Raw genomic sequence first — 16,340 nt, forward strand, 5'->3', positions numbered from 1 at the left:
ATGCCTTCCAAACTGAGCCCGTGATGACCGGCCTCCTCCGCTTCGCTCCGGAACCGGTCATGCGTGACCGCCCAGCATCAGCGCCCGGACGAGGTCGGGGCGGTCGGCGAGGCCGGCGGCGGTGTGTTCGGCGACGACGGCGCCCTTCTCCATGAAGTAGAGGCGGTCCACCAGGGACAGCGCGACGTTCACCGACTGCTCGACGACGAGCAGCGCGGTGCCGAGCCGGTTGAGCCGGCGCACCAGCTCCAGCAGGCCGCCGACGACGACCGGGGCGAGGCCGAGCGAGAACTCGTCGACGAGCAGCACGCGGGGCCGCTGGACGAGGGTCTTGGCCAGCACCAGCATCTGCCGCTCGCCGCCGGAGAGGGTCGACGCGAGCTGGTCGCGGCGCTCGTACAGGCGGGGGAACACGGCGAAGGCGCCGTCGATCGCGTCGCGCAGGGCGGGGCCGCGCTGCCGCAGCGGGTAGCTGTACATCCGCAGGTTCTCGGTCACGGTGAGAGTGCCGAACGCCTGCTGGCCGACCACTGTGGACAGTCCCAGCCGGACCCGCCGGGCGGCCGGCACGCCGGTGACGTCGCGCCCGCCGAGCCGCACGTGGCCGGCGGCCGGGCGCTGCAGGCCGGACAGCACCCGCAGCAGCGTGGTCTTGCCGACCCCGTTGGGCCCGCAGACGCCGACCATCTCGCCCTCGCCGACGCGCACGTCGACGCCGTAGAGGACCTGCACCGGGCCGTAGCCGGCGGCGATCCCCGCGCAGGACAGCGCGTCAGCCCGCAAAGGGCACCTCCGGACCCTGGTAGGTGAAGCACGTGCAGCCGCCGTCGTAGGCCATCGGGCGGTACCCGTTGGCGGCGGCGAAGCGGTCCGGGCCGAGCAGCCCGGCGAACCCGGCGGCGGGCACGAACGTCGTGCCGAGCGCGCGGACGGCCTGCGACCAGCCGGCGGCGTTGAGGTTCGGCCCGAGGCTCTGTGCGCCGGCCCTGAGGAGCCGGACGGCGTCGCAGTAGGTGAAGGCGACGCGGGCGTTCTCCCGCGTGGCGAACGACTCGCCGGCCGCCGCGAAGATGCCGAGACACTCGCGCTCGGCGTCGGTGGCCGGGAACCCGTAGACGCTGTCGGGGACGTCCTGGCTCGGGTTGAAGCCGATGCCGATCGCCCCTTCGAGGCCCTCCCGCGGGATCGTCGACGGGTTGTTCACGAGGAAGCTCGGGTTGTCGAAGCTGGACAGCGCGTACCGCGCCGTGAAGCTCTGCGCCGCCGCCACGGTGAGGAAGAACGGCGCCATCCGCGCCCCGCCGAGGAAGAACACCCGGTCGATGCCCTTGGCCCGGAAGTCGACCGCCGCCTGGTTGAGCCCCGCGTTGAGGGTGCCGAGGTCGGTGGTGTCGATCCAGGCGACGGCCGGTGTCACGCCGAGCCTCTTCAGCGCGGGTACCGCGAGCCGCTCGTACGCCGCGCGGTTGGGCGGGGTGTCGGCGGCGACGACCCCGGCGGAGTTCTCGCCGGCGAAGTAGCCCTGCTGGTCGAGGCTGGCCAGGAAGGCCCGCACGAACTCGTCGTAGTCGGGGTAGCTGGCGGACCAGAGGTACGGGGCGAGCTTGGTGAAGGTCTCGTGGTCGTCGGCGACCAGGGTGGCGTCGAGCACGAGCGTGCGGCGCTGGGCGTAGCAGGGGCGGGCGTTGGCCTGGAACTGGCCGGTGAGGACCACGGCGAACGCCTTGTCGTCCTGGGTGATCTGGTTGCAGAGCCGCTCCTCGGCGGCCGGCGAGTCGTCGGAGGCCTCGTAGTTGCGGTAGACCGCCGCCATCTTCCGCCCGCCGATGCCGCCGCCCGCGTTGACCCACGCCTCCAGGGCCTTGGCCTGCTTCGCGCCGTCGCCGGCGTCGGCCGTCTTGAAGCCGGTGATGCCGGAGGTCGCCCGCAGGTCGACGCCGACGAACACGACCTTCACCGTGTCGGCGGTGACGCCGGGCCCGGGGCCGGTGGGGTCGGCCTTGTCCTGCGCGCCGGGCATCACCGCCGAGCAGCCGGCGAACGCCACGACGGCGAGCACCGCCGCGGCGGCCGCGCGCAGTGCGAGTGAGCGGTCAGCGATCCGCACGCCAGAACCTCCAACTGGTCTGCCTGGCCGGTTTGTTCAGGACCTCGTCGAGGGCCGTCAGGTCCACGACGGCGGTGTCCGGCTCGCGTCGCTCCTCGGCCGTGCCGAGCACCCGGTCGAGCGCGGCCAGGTCGACGACCGCGGTGTCCGGGCCGCCGCCGGGGTCGGCCAGCAGCTCCCGCAGCGTGGCCGCGCTGACCTGCGCGCCGGCCTGCCGGCGCAGCCGCCGCACGCCGGGCGCGTCGTCGAAGACGAGGACCGCGCCGAGCGCCGGCACCCGCACGACCGGCGGCAGCAGGAACGGGTCGTCGCCGGCCGGCAGCGGGCGGGGTCCGGCCGCCCGGTGGTGCCTGATCCGGCGGTACACGCCGAGCGCGATGAGCGCGACGCCGAGGACGTTGAGGCCGACGAGCCCCCACGGGTAGGCGTCGTACGGGACCGAGGCCGCGCCGAGGCCGGCGATGTCGGCGCGGACCTGGTAGCGGCCGAACGCGGCGAACGGGATCGTCACCGGCGCGCGCAGCTCGCGGGTCTCCCCCGGGCGCAGCTCGCCGGACGGCGGTGCGGGCGCCGGGTCGCCGCCGCCCTTGCCGACCCGCACGTTGAACGGCAGGTCGCGCAGGGTCTGGGCGCCGGGGTTGCGGACCTGGTACACCAGGGTCCGGTGGGCCTCGGCGCCGAACCACTCGGTCCACCGCGGACGGCCGTCGAGCCGCACGGCGACGACCTCGAGCCGGGACACGCTCGCCCCGGCGGCCGGCACCGGTCCGGTGGCGTGGCCGGGGATCGCGATCGGCACGTCGACGTGGCCGGCGACGCCGGTGCCGACCATCGCCACGTGGATGACGCACGGGCACGGCCGGGGCGGGTCGCCGACGCGCACCTGGACGCCGAACGTGCCGTCGTCGTGGACCGGGGTGGCGAGGGCCTGCCGCATGTCGCACGCGGCCGAGCCGGTCAGGGCCAGCTCGCCGCAGGTGACGAGCTGCAGCAGTTGGCCGCCGGGCCAGCCGCTGCCGCGCACGGTGACGGTGTCGCCGGCGCGGGCCTCGGGCACGCTGACGGTGGCGTCCAGGCCGTCGGCCGCGGCCGGGCGGGCCGCGGCCGCCAGCAGGATCGCCAGCCCGCACAGCACGGTCAGGATGCGCCTCATCCGGCCGCCACGGGTTCGCTCAGGCGGCGCCGCGGGACGGCCTTGAACGCCTTCGCGCGGCGCCGGCGGTACCAGATGAGCGAAATGACGCCGGCGAGCAGCAGCCCGACGACGGGCCAGCTCACCACGAACGTGCGGTCGGTGGCGGTCGCGGTCACGCCGCCGTCCGCCACGGCCGTGACCCGGGTGGTGACGATGTCGAACGGCCACACGCCGTCGACGGTGCCGCTCAGCTCGGTCCGCGCGCCGGGCAGCAGGTCGACCTGCGGAACCGTGCTACGCGGGCGGACCGCGTGGCCGAACAGCCCGGTCACCGTGACGGTGATCGCCGGCGGCAGGTGCAGGTTGCCGGTGTTGGTGACGACGCAGGCCCAGTCACCGTCCACCGTGGACGGCAGCCAGGGCGTGGCGTGGCGCAGCCGCACGGCGGTGACCGACAGGCCGGGCACGGCGGGGCCGCTCACGCGCAGGTACACGCGGGCCGCGACGGCGCGGCGGACGGTGACGTCGACGCCGCCCTGCTTCGCGGTCGCGCCGGGCTGCTCCTCCATCGCGACGATGCCGCCGACGTGGTCGCCGGGGCTCGCGTTGGCCGGCACGGTGATGACGAACGGGATGTCGACCTGGGTCTTCGCCGGGACGTTGACGGTGATGGCGCCGACCTGGGTCCAGGCGCCGAGGTCGGTCTGCCGCTGGTCCTGGGTGCGCAGGCCGAAGCCGCCGTCGCGCGGGGTGTTGTAGGCGTCGGCGCCGTACATGCGGAACACCCGGGGCTGTTCTGCAAGGTTGGCCACGCGCACCGAGTCCTGCACGGAGGTGCCGGGGGCGGACTCGAGGAAGAAGTACTGGCGGGGCGCGGGGCCCGGGTTGGCCGGCGGCGTCGGGCTGACCGACCACTCGCCGTTGTCGGCGGCGTGGGCGGCGCCCGGCCACATGACGGCCGCGAGCACGACCAGTGCCAGCTTCGTGCGCATGCTGCCTCCCTCGGCGTGGTTGAGGTGGGGGCCCGGCAGGACCCCCACCCCGGCTTGGTCAGCTCAGCGTGATCGTGAGCGTGGCCGTGTAGCTGCCGGCCTGCTGGAAGGCCGGGACCTGCAGGTTGAGCGCCGCGGCGGCGTCGAAGCTGCCGCCCGTGCCGGCGGCGTTGGCCGGCGCCGAGCACAGGGTCGAGCCGTCGACCGCACCGGCGGAGCCGGCCGTGGCGGTGACCGCGTTGGTGAAGCCCGCGGTGGCCGTGCACGTCGGCGTCCAGGTGAGGCTGGCCTTCGGGATGGTGCCGCCAGGAGTACCGGTGAAGTCGCTCACCGAGCCGACCAGGCTCCAGCCGAAGGTGCTGCCGCGGAAGTCCGTCACGGTGATCGGCGCGAGCGCGCCGGTGCCGTTCTGGACGGTGCCGTTGAGCGTGACCCCGCTCAGCGCCACGTTGCCCGAGCCGGCGGCGCGCGACATCGCGAGGTTGCCCGCCGTCACCGTCTGGGACAGGTTGTAGGTGAGGTTGCAGGAGCCGCTGGTCGCCGCGCCGGCCTTCGCCACGCAGGAGTCGGCCGAGGCCGTCCAGGTGGCGACGGCGAACAGCGTGCCCGGGCCGGTGCCTGAGGACGCGCCGATGTACGCCGTGGTCGGGTCGTTGACCGTGAACGAGGCGCTGATCGCCCCGGCCCCGGTCGCGGTCGCGGTGACCGCCGCGTCGGCCGTCGCCGGGGGCGGCGGCGCACCCGCCTGGTAGCCCCGGACGGTGACCGTGCTGCCCGGGTTCCAGTTGGTGCCGGTGACCGCCACCGCGGTGCCCGCCCCGCCACCACCGGGCGTGATGGAGATGGCCGGGGCGCCGAGGATGGTGATCGCGGTGGTGACGGTGTTGGTGCCGTCGGAGACCGACAGCGTCCGGGCGCCGGTCGTGGCGCCGGACGGGACCGCGAGGGTGCCGGCGCCGGCGCCGGTGGCGTCGGTGGTGCCGGTGCCGCTGCCTTCGCCGGTACCGCTGCCGCCGGCGTTCTTCAACGACGCGGTGAGGGTCGCGCTCGGCGCCATCCCCGTCACCGAGAAGTTGACGGTGTTGCCGGCCCGGGCCGCCGTCGTGACGGTCTGCCCGGTGATGGAGGTGATGGTGGTGCCGCCACCGAACACGCTGAAGTTCTCGACGATCGTGGTCGGTTCCGGCGCCGCCTTGTGGTCGCGGTCGCCGGCGTTCGAGCAGTACGTCTTGGCGGTCGAGTTGTTGAACTGGACCTGCGTGACGGTGAGCGAGCCGGCGCCCGCCGCACCGGCGACGTACGTGCCGGTGGCGGTGATCGGGCCGAGCGGTGCGCTTGCGGGCGCCGCTGCCGCCGGGTAGGTGGCCATGTTGAGCGTGACGGTCCCGGACTGGGAGCCGCCCAGCGCAAGCTTGACCGCGACCGGCACGTCACCCGCGTTGAGCGGGACGGGACCGTTGTTGGGTCCCGCCGCGGCGGTGAAGGTGACCGTGACGGTCTGCCCGGGCGCCGGCGTGGCCGGCGACTGGGTGAGGGCGAACGTGTCGTTCCACGTCGTCGGCGAGGTGCCCGTCCCGGCGTCGCTGAAGTAGATGCGACATCCGAGCGAGTTCGCCGTCGGCCCGTACGCCTGGGCGGTCGCGCCGCCGAAGGCGATGGCAGCGGTGAGCCCTAGGGCTCCGGCCGCGGCCAGTCTGGAGTGGGTTCCCATCGCTTCCTCTCTGGTGGTACCGCAGCGGGCTGCCCACCGACCAGCCAGGCTGTTTCGCAGAGTGAAACGGCGTTTCTTCGGTGGTAACGTCATTAAGGCGTCATGGCGTCGCGTTGTCAACCGTCCGGTCCGGCGTTGTTGGGTTTCGCCGCGCCGCTGTTACACCCCCGACACACGCGCTGCGGCACAGCCCGGCCTCGCGCGGCCGCGCGACCTCGGGCTGCGCGGCTCCCCACGGCCGCGAGGCGCGCGCGGCGCGGCTCGCGCGGCGCGGCTCGCCGTGGTCGCGCGGCCTCGCGCTGCGCGGCTCCCCGCGGCAGCGGCGCGGTCCCTCGGCCTCGGCGCGCGCCTCGCGGCTCGCGGCTTCACGAGTTGACCTTGGTGGATTTCCGCTGCCGGGGCGGCGAAATCCACCAAGGTCAACTCGGACTTGGGGCGTGGCTCGGGCCTGGGGCGTGGGCGTTGGGCGGAGGGGGTGGGGTCGAGGAGGTGGCGGTCAGGCCGTGGTCGTGGTTGTGATCAGATCCGCGCACCGCTCCGGGGCGTCCGCGAACGGAAGGTGGCCGCAGCCGGCCAGCCGCACGTGCCGGGCCGACGGGAGGAGGCGCTGGGCGCGGCGGGACTGGTACGCCGGGAGAATCGCGTCCCGGGTGCCCCACGCGATCGTCACCGGGATCGCCGGCAGCGCGCCCGGGTCCGCGAAGCGGTGGTGGGCGAACGACGCCCGGGCGGCGGCGAAGCCCGGGGCCGCGGCGAGGGCGGCGGCGTCGGCCACGCCCTCGGCCGGGTCGACGCGGGACGGGTGGCCGAAGAAGAGGCCGTACAGCGCGATGCGGCCGGCCGACGTCGCCGACAGACCGGGCAGCGCGGGACGAAGGGTGCGGGCCATGACGCGGGCCGCCGTCACCGACGCCTGGCACCAGCGGCGCGACAGCGGGCCCCAGAAGCCGATCGGGCTGAACGCGGTGACCGAGCGGGCGAAGCCGCGGCGGCCGAGCTCCAGGGCGACGCCGCCGCCCATCGAGCTGCCGGCGACGTGGCACGGCTCCCCGGCGAGGTCCTCGACCCAGTCCGCGAGCGCCGCGAGGTACCCGGCCGGCGAGGGTAGATCGACCAGCGTCTGTGCAGTGCCGGGCTGGGGAGCGTCGTCGAAGGGCGGGGCAGCGCCCGGCCGGGGAGCGTCGTCGAGGGGCGGGGCGGCGCCCGGCCGAGAAGCAGCGCCGTGGGGCGGGGCAGCGCCCGGCTGGGGAGCAGCGCCGAGCGGTGGGGCGGTGCCGAAGCCGGGGAGGTCGGCGGCGAGCACGTCGAAGCGCGCCTCCAGCGCGGGCAGCACCGGGCGCCACAGCTGCCGGCGGCTGCCGATACCGTGCAGCAGGACCAGGCGCATCGCTGCATCGTACTTGTTGACACCCCGACAACAACCCGGCACCGTGACGGGGTGACCAGCGACTACGACGTCGTCGTCATCGGTTCGGGGTTCGGCGGCAGCGTCACCGCGCTGCGCCTGTCCGAGAAGGGCTACCGCGTCGGCGTGCTGGAGGCCGGCCGGCGCTTCGCCGACGACGAGTTCGCCAAGACCTCCTGGCGGCTGCGCGACTACCTGTACGCGCCCGCGCTCGGCTGCCACGGCATCCTGCGCATGACGCTGCTCCCGCACGCGCTGGTGCTCTCCGGCGCCGGGGTGGGCGGGGGCTCGCTCGGGTACGCCAACACGCTGTACCGGCCGCCGGACGTGTTCTTCGAGGACCCCCGGTGGGCCGGCATCACCGACTGGAAGGCCGAGCTCGACCCGCACTACGACCAGGCGAGCCGGATGCTCGGGGTGACCGTCAACCCGGTCACCACCAGGGCCGACGAGGTGCTCAAGGCGGTCGCCGAGGACATGGGCGCCGGGCACACCTACCGCCGCACACCGGTCGGCGTGTACATCACCGGGCGCCCCGGGCAGACCTCGCCCGACCCGTACTTCGGCGGCGCCGGACCCGAGCGCACCAGCTGCACGTTCTGCGGCGCGTGCATGACCGGCTGCCGGGTCGGCGCGAAGAACACGACGGTGAAAAACTACCTGTACCTCGCCGAGCGCGCGGGCGCGACCGTCCACGAGCGCGCCACCGTCGTCGACCTGGCGCCGCTGGCCGACGGCCGCTGGGCGGTGCGGACCCGGAAGCGGACGTTCACCGCCGGCCAGGTGGTGCTCGCCGCCGGCGCCGTCGGCACCCAGCGGCTGCTGCACCACATGCGCCGCCGGGGCCGCCTGCCCAACCTGTCCGAGCGCCTCGGCCGGCTCAGCCGCACCAACTCGGAGTCGATCCTGGGGCCGCGCTCGCGCCGCAGGGACGCCGACTTCAGCCACGGCGTGGCGATCACGTCCTCGATCCACCCGGACGCCGAGACGCACGTCGAGCCCGTCCGGTACGGGCCGGGCAGCAACCTGCTGGGCCTGATGGCCGCCGTGCTCGTCGACGACACCGGCCGCGCGCCGCGCTGGCTGGCCGGCCTGGGGCGCACCCTGGCGAGCTGGCGGGACTGGCCCCGGCTCTTCTGGGTGCGGCGCTGGTCGCAGCAGACGATCGTCCTGCTCGCCATGCAGCCGAAGGACAACTCGATCACGGTCCGCGGGCGGCGGGGACCGCTCGGCGGGCAGCGGCTCACCAGCCGGCCGGGCGAGGGCGAGCCGAACCCGGTCTACGTGCCGGTCGCCCACGAGGTGGCGCGGCGGGTCGCGGAGAAGATCGACGGTGTACCGCTGGGAGCCGTGACCGAGCTGGTCAACCGCCCGGTGACCGGCCACTTCATCGGCGGCGCGACGATCGGTGCAGACCCGGCGACGGGCGTCGTCGACCCGTACCACCGCGTCTTCGGCCACCCCGGGCTGCACGTCGTCGACGGCTCGGCGATCACGGCCAACCTGGGCGTGAACCCGTCGCTGACGATCTGCGCGCTGGCCGAGCGGGCGATGTCGCTGTGGCCGAACCGGGGCGAACCGGATCCCCGGCCGCCACTGGGCGCACCCTATGCGCGGCTCGACGCGATCGCACCCCACCACCCGGCCGTCCCGCGAGGCGCCCCGGGAGCACTGCGGACGACCAGGAATAATGGCTGACATGCATGCCATCGGCGAGCTCGCGCCGCGCGGGCGGCGGCTGGAGCCCGACGAGCGGCGCGAGCAGATCCTGTCCTGCGCGGTGCGGCTGTTCGGCGAGCGGCCCTACGCGGAGGTGTCCACGACCGACATCGCCAACGCCGCCGGGGTGGCGCGTGGGCTGATCAACCACTACTTCGGTACCAAGAAGGGGCTCTTCATCGAGGCCGTCCGGGTGCTCGTCACCATCCCCGAGGTGGCCGTCGAGCAGCTGCCGGAGGGGGACCTCGCGACGCGGGTGGACGCGAGCGTCACCTGGTTCCTCGACGTCGTCTCGCGGCACAGCACCTCGTGGCTGGCGGCCGTCGACGGCGGCGGGGTCGGGCGGGACCCGGACGTGCAGCGGGTGCTCGCCGAGGCCGACGAGATCGCGGCCGAGAGCATCCTGGTCGCGGTCGGTCTGGCCGGCGTCCGGCGGCATCGGGAGCAGCTGCGGGCGATGATCCGGGCGTACTGCGGGCTGGCCAAGGCGACCGCCCGCGAGTGGCTGGAGCGCGGCGCACTGGACCGCGCGCAGGTCCACACGCTGCTCGCCACCACGCTCATCACGCTGGTCGAGCAGGTGTTCCCGACGCTGGGCGCGCCCCGCCGGCGCCGCTGAGGCTATTGGCGACTTGCCAATTACCTGTTAGGTTCCGGCCGTGACGCGCGTGGCCATCATCGGGGCCGGGTTCGGCGGCATCGCCGCGGCCCACCTGCTGCGGCGCGCCGGCTTCACCGACGTGACCGTCTTCGAGAAGGCCGGCGACGTCGGCGGCGTCTGGCGCGACAACACCTACCCGGGCTGCGCGTGCGACATCCCCGCCCCGCTGTACTCGTACTCCTTCGCCCTCAACCCCGACTGGTCGCAGCGCTTCCCGCCGCAGGCGGAGATCCTGGGGTACCTCCGGCGCTGCGTGCGCGACCTCGGGCTGGAGCCGCACGTGCGCCTCGGCGCCGAGGTCACCGAGGCGGCCTGGACCGGCACCGCCTGGCGGCTCACCCTGGCCGACGGCGCCGCGCACGAGTTCGACGTGCTCGTGCCGGCGACCGGCCAGCTGTCGAGGCCGGCCCTGCCCGCGATCCCCGGCGCCGGCGACTTCGCCGGCCGGGTGACGCACACCGCCGGCTGGGACCCGTCGCTCGACGTCACCGGCAAGCGCGTCGGCGTCATCGGCACGGGTGCCAGCGCCGTCCAGCTGGTGCCGGCGATCGCCGCCCGCGCGGCGCGCATCACGGTCTTCCAGCGCACCGCGCCCTGGACGCTCCCGAAGCCGAACCGGCGGTACGGCCGGATCCGCCGCGTCGTCAACCGCCGGGTCCCCGGCGTGATGCGCGCCGCCCGCGCCGGCACCTGGCTGCTGACGGTGGTCACCGGCCGGGCGGTCCTGGGCCAACCCCTGTCCGGGCGCCTGGTGCACGGCATCTCGACACTCCAGCGGTACTGGCAGGCAGGCCGGCTGCGGGACCGCGTCACGCCCGACTACGCGATGGGGTGCAAGCGGGTCCTGTTCACGGGCGACTGGTACCGCACGCTGCGCGCCCCGCACGTCAACCTGGTCACCGACGACGTCCTGCAGATCACGGGCGCGGGCATCCACACGGTCGACGGCGCCGTGCACGACTGCGACATCCTGGTCTACGCGACCGGCTTCGCCGCGACGGAGTTCCTGACCCCGCTGCGCGTGACGGGCCGCGACGGCCGCCTGCTGTCGGACGAGTGGCGCGAGGGAGCATACGCACACCTGGGCATCGCCGTGCCCGGCTTCCCGAACATGTTCCTGATGTACGGCCCGAACACCAACACCGGCAACACCTCGGTAGTCTATTTCCACGAGTCCCAGGCGCGGTACATCGTCCAGGCCGTGCGCACGATCGCCGCGTCGGGCCCGCTGGAGGTCCGGGCCGACGTGGCCGCGTCCTTCGACGCCGAGATGCAACGCCGGCTCGCGGGGAGCGTCTGGACGGGCTGTTCGAGCTGGTATCGCACCGGCTCCGGCCGCGTGGTGACCAACTGGCCGGGGCCCGCGGCGGAGTACCGTGCGCGGACCGCCCGACTGTCCCCGGCCGACTACACGCCGCCTTGAGCGCCGCCGGCCGGTCCCGCACCGCGGGTCTTCCACAGACGTTGGTCGATCTACCCTCATGTTGATCTCGCACGGTGAGGGTAGATCGACCAACGTCACACGGCGAACCCCGGCACCCACCCGGCCCGCGGCCCGCACCTCGCCCGCGACCCGAGCGCCGCCCGCAGCCCGCGCCTCGCCCGCAGCCCACACCTCGCCCGCGGCCCACACCTCGCCCGCGGCCCGCGCCTCGCCCGCAGCCCGCGCCCCTCTCGCGGCTCACGCCTCGCCTGCGACCCGCACCCGCCCACGGCTGGCGGCCCGAACTCGCCCGCGACCCGCACTCCGACGCCGCGGACAACACTGCGCACACGAGCCGCACCCCAGCGCCGGGCACTGCCACTCGCGGGACCCGCACCGCCGACCACAGTGAGCCCGGCACCCACCCAGCCCGCGACCCACACCTCGCCCGCGGCCCGCACCCCCCACCACCCCGGCCCGCCCACCGCGCGCCGAACCCAGCGGCGGCGCCGCCCCCGACACCAATGGCAGTCGATGCCCTCTTGACAGCCCGCCAACAACGATGCGTGAATTTCCTCTAAGGAAACGGCGTATCACTCAGCGATACACGTCAGGAGGCTGTATCCGATGTTCGCCAAGCGTGTCTCCGCCCTCGCCGGTGCGCTCACCGTCGTCGCCGCCCTCGCCCTGCCCGGCACCGCGCACGCGGCGCCGGCCTGGACCGAGGTCAGCACCACGGTCGACGTCAAGTGCGCGGCGCTGACGTACCACCCGGCCGCGGACTGGTTCTTCCCGGCCACCACCAGCCCCAAGGGCCTGGTCTACCTGCAGCACGGCTTCTCCCGCTCGAACGGCAACATGGCCGACCTGGCCGAGCACTACGCGACCGCGGGCTTCGTGGTCTTCGCGCCCACGCTGCCGTCGGCCGACATCTTCGGCTGCACGGTCAACAACATCGGCAACAACACGCCGTTCCTCAACAACGTCGCCGCCGTGCTCGGCGACGCGAGCAACGCGAACGGCGCGCTCGCCCGCAGCTACGCCACCGCCGCCGCGCAGGCCGGGCGGTCCGGCACGGCGCTGCCCACCAGGTACGTCATCGCCGGGCACTCCGCCGGCGGCGAGGCCGTCGCGTACATCGCGAACCGGCTGCGTACCACGTACCCGTCCCAGTTTGCCCGGGTCAAGCTCGTCCAGCTGCTCGACCCGGTGAAGTCGCCCGTCGGCTCCAACCTTGCCGCCGGGCTCAACGGGCTCGCCCAGACGAGCGTGCCGGTGTACGCGATCTCGTCCCCGCCGTACCTCGCGAACAGCTTCGGCAACGGCACGACCGAGCTCGTCAACGACCTGGACCGGCCGTTCCTCGGGGTCCGGCTCACCACCGGCTCCCACTGCGACGCGGAGGGCGCCAGCACCGACGGCCTCTGCACGGTGCTGAACGGCACCTCCCAGCCGCAGAACGTGGCCGCGCTGCAGACCTTCGCGGTCGCCTGGGCGCTCGACGCGGCCGGAGGCACCACGACGACCACGTACTACCCGGGCGGTACCTACTACCAGTCCCTGCTCGGCAGCGGCGTCACGCAGACCCTGTCCGGCGCCTGACCCGACGAGGCGGCGTCCGTCCGCACCCGGAACGGACGCCGCCTCCCCCGGCCCGTGCGCCGGCGGCGTGGTGTCGAGTCGGGAACCCGCACACCAGGGCGGGCGAACCGTCATCCAGCCGACGGAACCACCGGCCGGTCGGGCCGTATGGTCGGGCGGTGAAGGTCGCTGTCCTGGGTCCGGTCGAGGTCGTCGACGGGGAGGAGCCCGTCGACGCCGGCGCGCCCAAGCAGCGTGCCGTGCTCGCGGCGCTCGCGCTGCACCGGCCGCGGGCCGTGGCCGTCGACGCGCTCGTCGACCTGCTCTGGGGTGACAGCCCGCCGCCGTCGCCGCTGTCGTCGCTGCACGGGTACATCGCCGGGCTGCGGCGGGTCGTCGAGCCCGGCCGGGCCGCCCGCGGGCGGCCGTCGGTGCTGGTCACGGTGCCGCCGGGGTACGCGCTGCGGCTCGCCGACGACGACGTCGACGCCGACCGGTTCGCGGCCACGGTCGATGCCGCCCACCGCCGGCTCGCCGTCGCCGAGAGCAGCACCAGCGGCGCACTGCCCGCGGTACCCGCCGGGATCAGCCGGGCCGAACTCGACGCCGTCGCCACCCGGCTCAGTGGTGCGCTCGCGCTGTGGCGGGGCACGCCATACCTGGAGCTCGACGAGGCCGAGGCCGCCGTCGCCGAGCGGGCCCGCCTGGCCGAGCTGCGGCTCGTCGCCATCGAGGACCTCGCGCTGGCCCGGCTGGCGCTGGGCGAGCCGGCGACCGTGGCCGCCGCCCTGGAGGCCGAGGCGCGCCGGCATCCGCTGCGCGAGCGACTCTGGGCCCTGCTCGCCCTCGCGCTCGGCCGGGCCGGCCGCCAGGCCGAGGCGATCGAGTCGCTCCAGGAGATCCGCCGGGCCCTGACCGAGGAGTTGGGCGTCGACCCGGGGGCGACGCTGCGTGCGGTGGAGTTGGCGGTACTGCGGCAAGAACTGCCGACCACGCACCCACCGGCGCCCGAGCCCAGCGACCGCGCAGGCAGCATCGACCCCAGCAGCGCCGACCCCCGCGACTGGCCGCTCGCCGGCCGCGACGCCGAGCTCGCCGCCCTGACCGGCCTGCTCGCCGAGGCCCGCCGCGGCCACACCCGGTTCGCGCTGCTCACCGGCGAGCCGGGCATCGGCAAGTCCCGGCTCACCGCCGAACTGGCCCGGCAGGCGGCCGGCGCCGGGTTCGCGGTGCTCACCGGGCGGTGCTCGGAGGACGAGGGCGCTCCGCCGTTCTGGCCGTGGACGGGAGTGCTGCGCGACCTGGCCGCGGCGCTCGGCTCCGGGACCGTGCGGGAGCTGGCCGGGCCCGACGCGGACGTGCTGCCCGGCGTGACCGGCCCGGCCACCAAGCCGGTGTCGGTGGACGCCGAGCGGTTCCGGGTCTTCGACGCCGTGGCCCGCCTGCTCACGGCGGCCGCCGGCCGGACACCGCTGCTCGTCGTGCTCGACGACCTGCACTGGGCCGACCCCTCGTCGCTGCGCCTCGTGCGGCACCTCACCGACCACCTGCCCGAGACTCGGCTCGTCCTGGCCGCCACCCGCCGCCGGCACCCCGAACCGGCCGGGGCCCTGGCCGAGGCCGGCGTCGGGCTGGTCCGCCGGCACGCGCTGCGGCTGGACCTGACCGGGCTGTCCGCCGACGGCGTGGGCGCGCTCGTGCGCGCCGCCGGCGACGAGGCGGCCGCGGACCGGGTCGCGGCGCTGCGCGAGCGCACCGACGGCAACCCGTTCTTCCTCGTCGAGCTGCTCCGGTTCGGCAACGCGCCGGCCGGCCAGATCCCGGCCGCGGTCACGGACGTGCTGGCCCGGCGGGTCGCCCGGCTGCCCGCGCCGACCGGCGAGCTGCTGCGCTGCGCGGCGGTCGTCGGCCGCGAGTACGACCTCGAGGTGCTCGCCGCGGTCGCCGGCGCCGACCCGGACACCGTGCTCGACGACGTCGACCCGGCGGTGGCCGCCGGGATCGTGCTCGAGGACGCCGCGTCGGGCCGGTTCCGGTTCGCCCACGCGCTGGTCCGCGACGTCGTGTACCGGGCCCAGCCGGCCACCCGCCGCGCCCGCCGGCACGCGACGGTCGCCCGGGTGCTCGACGGCACCGGCCGGCTGTCCGAGGCGGCCCGGCACTGGCTGGCGGCCGGACCGGCGCACGCCGGGGTGGCCTGGCGGGCCGCCGCCCGGGCCGCCGGGCAGGCGCGCGCCCTGCGCGGCCACGAGGAGGCGGTCCGGCTGCTCGCCGCCGCCCGCGTCGCCCAGGCCCAGGACGGCGCGTGTACCCCGGGCGACCGCTACGACCTGCTCATGGCCCACGCCGACGCCTGCGAGTGGGTCGGCGACCGCGACGGCCAGCTGGAGGCGATCGACCTGGCCTGCGCCGCCGCGGTCGAGCTCGGCGACGTCGAGCGGCTGGCCCGCGCCGCGGTCCGCACCCCGGACGGTTCGATGTGGCCGGTGCGCGACCTCGACGTCGTGCACCCGCCGGCGGTCGTCGCGCTGCGCCGGGTCCTGCGCGAGCTGCCGGCCGCCGACGGCGAGCTGCGCTGCCGGGCCCTGCTGACGCTCGCCGGCGAGCTGCACTACGCGGACGCGCCGCTGGAGCGCGACGCGCTCGCCGACGAGGGCCTGGCGATGGCCCGCCGGCTCGGCGACCCGGACCTGCTCGTGTGGGCCGCCGGGACCGCGTTCACGGCCGTGTGGCTGGCCGGGAACGCGGAGCGGCGCTGGCGCGACATCGAGGAGGCGATCCGCCTCGCCGAGCTCGACGCGCCGGTGCCCGGCCAGTCGGCGGCCCGCCAGGCCGACCGCACCCGCCTGATCACGTACCGCGCCGTCGCCGCCCAGGAGACGGGCCGCATCGAGGCGATGTGGGCCGACCTGGCCGTGGCCCGCGCCGAGGCCGAGCGGCTGCGGCTGGCGTTCCCGCTGCTCGTCGTCGGCACCATGGACGGGCCCTGGCTGGCCATGCGCGGCCGGTTCGCCGAGGCCGAGACCCGGGTCGCCGAGCTGACCGCCACGGCCGAGCGCACGCTGCTGCCGACCCGGGAGTTCTTCGCGAGCGCCGCGGCGTTCATCCGCATCTGGCAGGGCCGGGCCGAGGAGCTGCTGCCGGTGGTCCGGACGGTGCACGAGGCCCACCCGACCACCTCGGGGGCGATGTTCCTGCTGCTCCTGCTGCACGCCGGTCGCCTGGACGAGGCCGCCGAGGTCAACGAGCGCCGCGTGGAGCACCCGGCCTCGTGGGCGCTGCCGTTCGACCTGTCCGTGGCGGCCTACGCGGCGTTCGCGCTGGCCCGCCCCGCCCAGGCGGCCGACGTGTACCGCCGCCTCGCCCCGCTGGCCGGCCGCACCGCGTCGGCCGGCTCCGGCGCCCCGATCGGCCCGGTCGACGCCTACCTGGCGCTGGCCGCGTCGGCCGCCGGCGAGCCGGAGCTGGCCCGCCGGCACGCCGCCGACGCCGAGGCCCTCATCGAGGCGTGGGACATCCCGGTCTTCGGTGCCTGGTTCGCGCGGGTCAGCGGCCGCACAGCGGGTGCTCGACCAACCGGTCGGCCGCGTGCCGCTGGCGGGTGAA

11 protein-coding genes are annotated in these 16,340 nt (G+C 75.4%); 5 read left to right on the forward strand and 6 right to left on the reverse strand.

The annotated features are described in order from the left end of the window. Positions 1-57 precede the first annotated feature (57 nt). The 6 genes from IEZ31_RS01815 to IEZ31_RS01840 all read right to left on the reverse strand — a co-directional run bounded on the left by IEZ31_RS01815 (position 58) and on the right by IEZ31_RS01840 (position 7,332). On the reverse strand, positions 58-783 hold the full coding sequence (locus IEZ31_RS01815; protein WP_190247907.1) for an ABC transporter ATP-binding protein: 726 nt from the start codon (positions 781-783) through the stop codon (positions 58-60). Continuing rightward, positions 773-2,107, reverse strand: coding sequence for an ABC transporter substrate-binding protein (locus IEZ31_RS01820; protein WP_190247908.1), 1,335 nt, complete (start codon positions 2,105-2,107; stop codon positions 773-775). The genes IEZ31_RS01815 and IEZ31_RS01820 overlap by 11 nt, the downstream gene beginning before the upstream one ends. Beyond that, on the reverse strand, positions 2,094-3,260 hold the full coding sequence (locus tag IEZ31_RS01825; protein ID WP_190247909.1) for a hypothetical protein: 1,167 nt from the start codon (positions 3,258-3,260) through the stop codon (positions 2,094-2,096). Before IEZ31_RS01825 ends, IEZ31_RS01820 begins: the two co-directional genes overlap by 14 nt. Then, positions 3,257-4,234, reverse strand: coding sequence for a WxL protein peptidoglycan domain-containing protein (locus IEZ31_RS01830; protein WP_190247910.1), 978 nt, complete (start codon positions 4,232-4,234; stop codon positions 3,257-3,259). The genes IEZ31_RS01825 and IEZ31_RS01830 overlap by 4 nt, the downstream gene beginning before the upstream one ends. A 58-nt stretch (positions 4,235-4,292) precedes the next feature. Next, positions 4,293-5,945, reverse strand: coding sequence for a WxL domain-containing protein (locus IEZ31_RS01835; protein ID WP_190247911.1), 1,653 nt, complete (start codon positions 5,943-5,945; stop codon positions 4,293-4,295). Between the two features lie 496 nt (positions 5,946-6,441). Continuing rightward, positions 6,442-7,332 (reverse strand): alpha/beta fold hydrolase, encoded by an 891-nt coding sequence (locus tag IEZ31_RS01840; RefSeq protein WP_190247912.1) that lies wholly within the window; start codon positions 7,330-7,332, stop codon positions 6,442-6,444. Between the two features lie 51 nt (positions 7,333-7,383). Here IEZ31_RS01840 and IEZ31_RS01845 point away from each other — a divergent pair, with 51 nt between their 5' ends. The 5 genes from IEZ31_RS01845 to IEZ31_RS01865 all read left to right on the forward strand — a co-directional run bounded on the left by IEZ31_RS01845 (position 7,384) and on the right by IEZ31_RS01865 (position 16,339). Further along, positions 7,384-9,048: a GMC oxidoreductase gene (locus IEZ31_RS01845; protein WP_190247913.1), complete on the forward strand. Its 1,665-nt coding sequence runs from the start codon at positions 7,384-7,386 to the stop codon at positions 9,046-9,048. A gap of 1 nt (position 9,049) precedes the next feature. Continuing rightward, positions 9,050-9,688, forward strand: a complete 639-nt coding sequence (locus IEZ31_RS01850; protein ID WP_190247914.1) for a TetR/AcrR family transcriptional regulator — start codon at positions 9,050-9,052, stop codon at positions 9,686-9,688. Positions 9,689-9,728: 40 nt separating this feature from the next. Further along, complete coding sequence (locus tag IEZ31_RS01855) at positions 9,729-11,153, forward strand: flavin-containing monooxygenase (protein WP_190247915.1); 1,425 nt, start codon at positions 9,729-9,731, stop codon at positions 11,151-11,153. A gap of 627 nt (positions 11,154-11,780) precedes the next feature. Beyond that, positions 11,781-12,755 (forward strand): alpha/beta fold hydrolase, encoded by a 975-nt coding sequence (locus IEZ31_RS01860; protein ID WP_190247916.1) that lies wholly within the window; start codon positions 11,781-11,783, stop codon positions 12,753-12,755. A gap of 158 nt (positions 12,756-12,913) precedes the next feature. After that, the gene (locus IEZ31_RS01865; protein ID WP_190247917.1) at positions 12,914-16,339 is read left to right on the forward strand and encodes an ATP-binding protein; all 3,426 of its coding nucleotides are present in this window, start codon (positions 12,914-12,916) and stop codon (positions 16,337-16,339) included. Position 16,340 lies beyond the last annotated feature (1 nt).

Origin of the sequence: Dactylosporangium sucinum, assembly GCF_014647515.1 — a bacterium.
Classification (GTDB): Bacteria; Actinomycetota; Actinomycetes; order Mycobacteriales; family Micromonosporaceae; genus Dactylosporangium; species Dactylosporangium sucinum.